The 5,914-nt window shown below is 41.0% G+C and carries 7 protein-coding genes; 4 read left to right on the top strand and 3 right to left on the bottom strand.

Annotation, left to right across the window (positions count from 1 at the left end):
• The coding region (locus tag PHP87_RS10240) for a P-loop NTPase (RefSeq protein WP_299921035.1) at positions 1-146 on the bottom strand (146 nt) is incomplete at its 3' end.
• A 723-nt stretch (positions 147-869) separates the two neighbouring features.
• Between PHP87_RS10240 and PHP87_RS10245 the strand changes: the two genes are divergently transcribed.
• Positions 870-1,697 (top strand): pyruvate, water dikinase regulatory protein, encoded by an 828-nt coding sequence (locus PHP87_RS10245; RefSeq protein ID WP_299921017.1) that lies wholly within the window; start codon positions 870-872, stop codon positions 1,695-1,697.
• Between the two features lie 84 nt (positions 1,698-1,781).
• Here PHP87_RS10245 and PHP87_RS10250 read toward each other — a convergent pair whose 3' ends face one another.
• Positions 1,782-2,426: an HD-GYP domain-containing protein gene (locus PHP87_RS10250; protein WP_299921019.1), complete on the bottom strand. Its 645-nt coding sequence runs from the start codon at positions 2,424-2,426 to the stop codon at positions 1,782-1,784.
• A 271-nt stretch (positions 2,427-2,697) separates the two neighbouring features.
• On the opposite strand from PHP87_RS10250, the gene PHP87_RS10255 reads away from it, so the two are divergent.
• The 3 genes from PHP87_RS10255 (at position 2,698) to PHP87_RS10265 (ending at position 3,973) form a co-directional block, all read left to right on the top strand.
• The gene (locus tag PHP87_RS10255; protein ID WP_299921021.1) at positions 2,698-2,964 is read left to right on the top strand and encodes a hypothetical protein; all 267 of its coding nucleotides are present in this window, start codon (positions 2,698-2,700) and stop codon (positions 2,962-2,964) included.
• A gap of 75 nt (positions 2,965-3,039) precedes the next feature.
• Positions 3,040-3,306 carry a hypothetical protein gene (locus PHP87_RS10260; RefSeq protein WP_299921023.1) on the top strand — a complete coding sequence of 89 codons (267 nt, stop codon included), beginning with the start codon at positions 3,040-3,042 and terminating at the stop codon, positions 3,304-3,306.
• A gap of 82 nt (positions 3,307-3,388) precedes the next feature.
• Positions 3,389-3,973: a DUF4013 domain-containing protein gene (locus PHP87_RS10265; RefSeq protein WP_299921026.1), complete on the top strand. Its 585-nt coding sequence runs from the start codon at positions 3,389-3,391 to the stop codon at positions 3,971-3,973.
• Positions 3,974-4,072: 99 nt separating this feature from the next.
• Here the strand turns inward: PHP87_RS10265 and PHP87_RS10270 are convergent, their stop codons facing one another.
• Positions 4,073-5,191 carry a putative sulfate/molybdate transporter gene (locus PHP87_RS10270; protein ID WP_299921031.1) on the bottom strand — a complete coding sequence of 373 codons (1,119 nt, stop codon included), beginning with the start codon at positions 5,189-5,191 and terminating at the stop codon, positions 4,073-4,075.
• Positions 5,192-5,914 lie beyond the last annotated feature (723 nt).

A 5,914-nucleotide genomic window follows, 5' to 3' on the forward strand; every position in this document is an offset into this window, starting at 1 on the left:
AGTCCTATATCCAGATCCATAACTGCAATTTTATGGCCCTTTCGAGCCAGAGCACTGGCAACATTGGCAACGGTGGTAGTTTTTCCAACTCCGCCCTTGCCTGAGGTTACTACTATTACGGTACTTTCTTCAGTTTTTTTCCCCATTTGGAAAAGGCCTCCCCGTTTTAAATAGATTTAATTATGATGTCACTGCAAAAAGTTATAAATATGCATTAGCGTGCATAAGTATACCGCTCCAGCGTCCTTAATAGCGACCCAAGGGAGCATCAGTTGTGCCCGACAGGGCGCTATATGGGCAACACCTGCATCTTGTCTCGCGGCTCAAGGGGTACCGCGCTAATCTCCCGTCCTGGTCACAACCTTAATAGTGACACCCGCAGGGTGCTGCATCCATGCTTCGCCAGCGCTTTGTATATTCATGCAACCCTTCTGCATAAAAAGGGGTTTTTGCAGTGGAACCAATTATCAAATTGAGATAGTCAAAATTCTCCCAGTAGACTACCTGAACTTGCCGAATAAAGAAAAGATTCTATTTAATTGTAAATGATATTTGTTCGGGAATAAACTGCTATTTTAAAGAAACAGGGGATAATATGGTGAAATGACTGCTTGGAAGCTTGGATTGGCGCGTTTTAAGAAGGAGTTGGAAAAGGGGATATTTGCAGTGGAGCCATTAGTGAGGTTTAGAGTTTATCTACAAGTACTGATGGTTCATAAGTATTGGGTAAAAAACCAAGGGCAGGTATTTTAAAGAAAAGCTATTTGGAGAGACTAAAAAGAGGAGAAGCTCTGGATTTTGTAGAATAAAATAAAGAGGACTGAAATGAATCAGGGGAAAGTAAATGTCATGAAAAGGGGGACGATATTATGGCAGAGAAATTGCATATTTTCGCAGTATCTGATTCGGTTGGTGAAACCGCGGAAAAAATCGCGGTGGCATCAGTATTACAGTTCAAACTTGATCGGAATATTACTCGCTTCTCCAGGGTGACCAAGGAAGAACAAGTGGAAAAAATAATTGACCAGGCGGTTGAGAATGACGCTATTATCATTTATACCATCGTCAAACCGGAATTATCTCGCTTCCTGGATGAAACCGCCCGGGGAAAGCAGGTTATCACGGTTAATGTTATGGCTCCTCTTTTTGATGCGATTCAATTCAAGACCGGACAAAAACCAGAATATATTACCGGATTAACTCATAAGATGGATGATCAGTATTTCAATCGTATGAAAGCCATAGAATATACCATTGAACATGATAACGGACAGAATCTTGACACTATTCATGAAGCGGACTTAATAGTTCTGGGATTGCCCAGAACTTCAAAAACGCCACTTTCCATGCATATGGCCAACCTGGGGATAAAGGTGGCCAACTATCCAATACTTATGGATACTGAAATCCCGCAGGAGATCGTTGATTTAAAGGGCAGGATTCCAATGGTTGGCCTTACCATCGATATTGATACCCTTATGGAATTGCGCAAAGAAAGATTCCGCAGTTTTGAGCTGCCCGATGACTTTGAAACCTTGGATGACCTGGTGGCTGAAGAATTGGATAATGCTTACCGGATTTATGCCAAACTTAAATGCCTGGTAATTGATGTTACCCTTGATGACATTGAGGAGGTTGGCAATACCATTACGCATAAATTTAATTTACCTTTAAGGGTGACCCACCACCGCTTTTAAAAGTTAAAGCAAAACTCTGCTTAACAGGAATCCACCAAATGGCAACGACCAAGAGAGGGGATAACCAGTTTTCCAGGTTGTCCCCTATATTATTATTTTATTAAATGCTGCTGCTACTTCAGGATCAAACTGGGAACCAGAACATTGCTTTATTTCCTCCAGTGCCCTGTAAGTAGAATAAGCTGAATGGTAAGGGCGCCTGGTAGTCATGGCGTCAAAACTATCTGCAACACTTATTATACGAGCTAAAAAGGGGATTTCCCCTCCTTTAAGGCCATCCGGGTAACCCTTCCCATCATAATGCTCGTGGTGATGCCTAACAATACTTAAAACTCCCTCCGAATACCCCATGTTTTCCAACGCTTCATAGCCGATAATCGCATGCCTTTTTAGCAATAACCACTCATCGTCACTTAAGGGGCCTTCCTTACAGAGTATATGCTTGCCAACTCCTATTTTTCCGACATCGTGAAGTAATGCCCCATCATGCAGGGTTTTCCTGAGCTCTGCTCTTAGCCCCATTTTTACGGCAACGCAATCTGCCAAACTGGCGACTCGTAAGCTATGGGAACAGGTATAGTGGTCTATCAAATCCACTACTCGTAATAAGGTTCGGGCGATAATAAGTAATTCCTCATTATTGCTGGATGAAGTTGTCTTTATAAATTGACCGGGTAGTTTAAAGAGTTGTTTTATTACATTATTTAGATTAAGGATTCTTTTTTGCATTGGTTCAAAGCACCCCCTCAATTTGTTATATTATGGCAAACGAGGAATCAAGGTGCCAAAAACTAACTTTTCAAGATTTCGTAATAACTCACATTCCGGAATCTTCTTTATTTTTCACGCATTATTTATGCATTTAGGATTACATAAAATAAAAGTTGGAGGGGATAATATTCAAAGCGAAAGTATGATTCTACTACAGGGACTTCTTCTGAAAAAGAGAGTAGACAATTCCCTTTCATAGTAGAAGCCTAATAGAAAAGGAGGAAAAGTGGTGCATAATAAAAAAGGAAAAATCATGAGCAAGGATGATTTTCTTCACGACAGTCTTTATGCCAAGGAAGAATATGAAGGTTTATTGGTAAGTTCAGATACTAATAAGGGTGTTTACAACATCGGAATTGAACTGGGCAAAAACCAGATATTATTAATAGACCAGGTTAAAGATAGCGAAGTCCATGAACGGGTGCACATGTGGGTACCGCAGATACAGGACATACAAAGAAGATATGGAGTTGAGGGTGATTTAGGCAATTATTAGCGCTCCTAAAAACCTCTCCCCCCTTGTTTTTGGGGGAGGTTGTTACAAGTTCCCTATGTGAAAGGAGGAATCCCCATGTCAAAAGCCGAGGCTTATGAAACTCCTATTATGAGCCTGGAAGAATTTAATGTAGGACTGTTGGAGAAGGATCGCATTCCCGGATTGCTTATTCGTTCTGATGAACAAGGCTTCTATAATATAGGCGTGCAGATTAATGATCAAGAAGTGGTAAAAGTAGCTTCTGCCATGGAAGATGATGCCATGTATAAAATTCAATTCTGGGCAGCTAAAGTTGATCAAATAAAAGACCAGTACAAGGAGCGCCAACCACAGCTTAAGTAGAGGGGGATAGTACCCCCCTTTATAATTTTCGCACATAATCCTTTTCCTGTTCTATAATAATGTAATAGGGGGAGGGTTATTAATGAACTTTTATCACTATATAAGTTTTCCTTTTCGCGATGAAGATTGGATTAAAAAAATCCTTTTAGGTTGTGTCATTTCTATAGTTCCGGTTCTCAATCTGCTTAGTTTGTGTTATTTTGTGGAATGCATGAAATTTGGGATGGCTGGTCGCCAGTCCTTACCTGAATGGGAGCGTTGGGAGGATTTTGTTCGGGAAGGGATTATAGCTTTTTTAATTTCCCTGGGATATTTATTAGTACCGTTGCTTTTAGCCTTCCCCCTCTTGCATATCCCTATGGTGGGTGTTTTTCTGGTATCCATTATCATCCTGACCATTGGCATGATTATTCCTCTGGCTATTGCCAACTATCTTAAAGATCATTATCCTATGGACGCTATTAATATAAAAGAGATATTTTACATGATGAATCGGGTAGCTACCAATTATATACCGGCATATTTTATGGCTGTTTTTTTAATGGCACTCGGTTTAACTATTGTCTTTCTTCTTCCCTATTTATCATTCCTGGGAGTATTGCTGATATTTTACTGTGGGATGATCTTTTTTCATTTCACCGGGAGCCTGCTTAATTCCCGAATCTAGGCCAGAATAACCAAGTCTGGAAAGGTTTCCGCCAGAGTGGAGTGAGAGCTTTCCTTATAGACAAGCTCCCCAGGACACAGGAAAAAAGTTTTAACAAAATTAGATATTTACCCAACCTTTATTAAACAGGAAATGAAGTATAAGACCGAACAGAAAGGCAATCGCCGGGTTAACAGCAATACTGATTATTAATACTACCGCAAAACAGAACAAAGCTTTTTTATTGCTGAAATCCTGCACTCCTCGAACCAGGTCTACTCCGCTGAAAAAGAGGAGACCACCTAGTACGGCCTGGGGGATTATCTGTAACAAATCAACTCCTGCCGGTCCTAAAAATATGCCGGTAAATAGAAGGATTATTCCCATTAAGACTGGGGTAAAACCGGTTCTACCACCAAAACGATAATGAGCTGCCAGTCCACCGCTACCATGGCACATGGCAAAACCACCCAGAGGGGCAGCCAGAAGATTGCCAATGCCCAGGGTCAGGCATAGATTCCTTTCATTTACTTTTTCTGATTGCTCTGGGAAAAGCTCGTGAGCTAAAATGGCTGTTACCAAAACGGAATTAGTTAAAGTAAGGGGCAACTGGGGTAAATAACCCAGGGTAAAGCCCCGGGCAAAATCGGTCCAGGCAGGTAGAATCAGGTGGGGCCAATAAAACCCCAACTGCAAATCGGGCCAGTGAAGTTCCGGGTGCAGGACAAATGCCAGCAGAGTTCCACCCACTACCCCCGCTATAGAAGCAGGGAACCTCCGGTTTTGAAAGAGAAAAAGCATGAACAGCATTATAATAAGACCAAGCAGCAAATCGGTTTTTATATATTTTATCCCCAGCATGGCCAGGCTAACACCTAAACCTGCCTGGATACCAAGGGTTACGCTATCCGGCGTCAGACCAGCCAATCTACTTGCCAAACCAGTTATAGCCAGGATGAATAAAGTCAAACCCATCATAATACCTGCCGCAGCTACTTCTCCGGCGGTTAAATGGTGTACCAATATCGCTGCACCGATAATTTTCATAGGTTGAACCGGAATCGGAATACGATAAAAATATCCAGTAAAGATATACATCAAGCCAAAAGTTATAAAAATACTACTGGCATCCAGCCCACCAATTATAATAGCGCCCAGCACATAAGGTAAAAAAGTCCCCAGGTCGGCAATAGCACCAGAAATCTCACCATGAATTTCTGAAAAAATCCCAATCTTCATCTCTATAACTCCTGTATTATAGGTCTTGCAAAGTAAAATCTTTAGTGAATTCCTACTATAATTATAGTTTAGATAATGATAGCAAGCATAATAGCCCGTTAATTTATATTAAGGGGCAAAAATTCACCTGCCGGCTAATTGTATAACGGGCAAATGTAAAGTGCAGGACCTTTTTGTGGTGCAAAAAGTTTTACAAAAAAATCTTGATTCTACTGCAAAAAGTCATAAATATTATTTTGCTTGTATAAATATACCGCTCGCAGTTTACGCATGGGCAACACCAGCGGCTTGTCTGGCGGCTCAAGGGGTATGCGCTAACCTCCCATCCATGGTCGTCAACCTTAATAGTGAAACCCGCAGGGTGCTGTATCCATGCTTCGCCAACGCTCGCTTTGTATATTTATGCAACCCTTATGCAACAAAAGGGGTTTTTGCAGTGGATTCAATCATGTCTTTTTCTTCTATAATAATATACCTCTTAATATAATAAACATACCGCTTTCATTTGGTACAAGGCAATAACTATCCCCTGTTTATTCCTTAATATTCAAGTCAGAGTTTTGTTTTTCATTTTATGTTGACATTTGTCGAGGTGGATGATATTATAATTCTTGCGCGCAAGCAGGGAGCTTGGCAGCGCAAAGCTCTTGATAAAACTGAACAGCAAGACTAGAAGTGCGAAAAAGTTAGATAAGTCTTAAGATGACTTAAACTAACGGCTCT

Source organism: Syntrophomonas sp. (assembly GCF_028707975.1).
Lineage (GTDB): Bacteria > Bacillota > Syntrophomonadia > Syntrophomonadales > Syntrophomonadaceae > Syntrophomonas.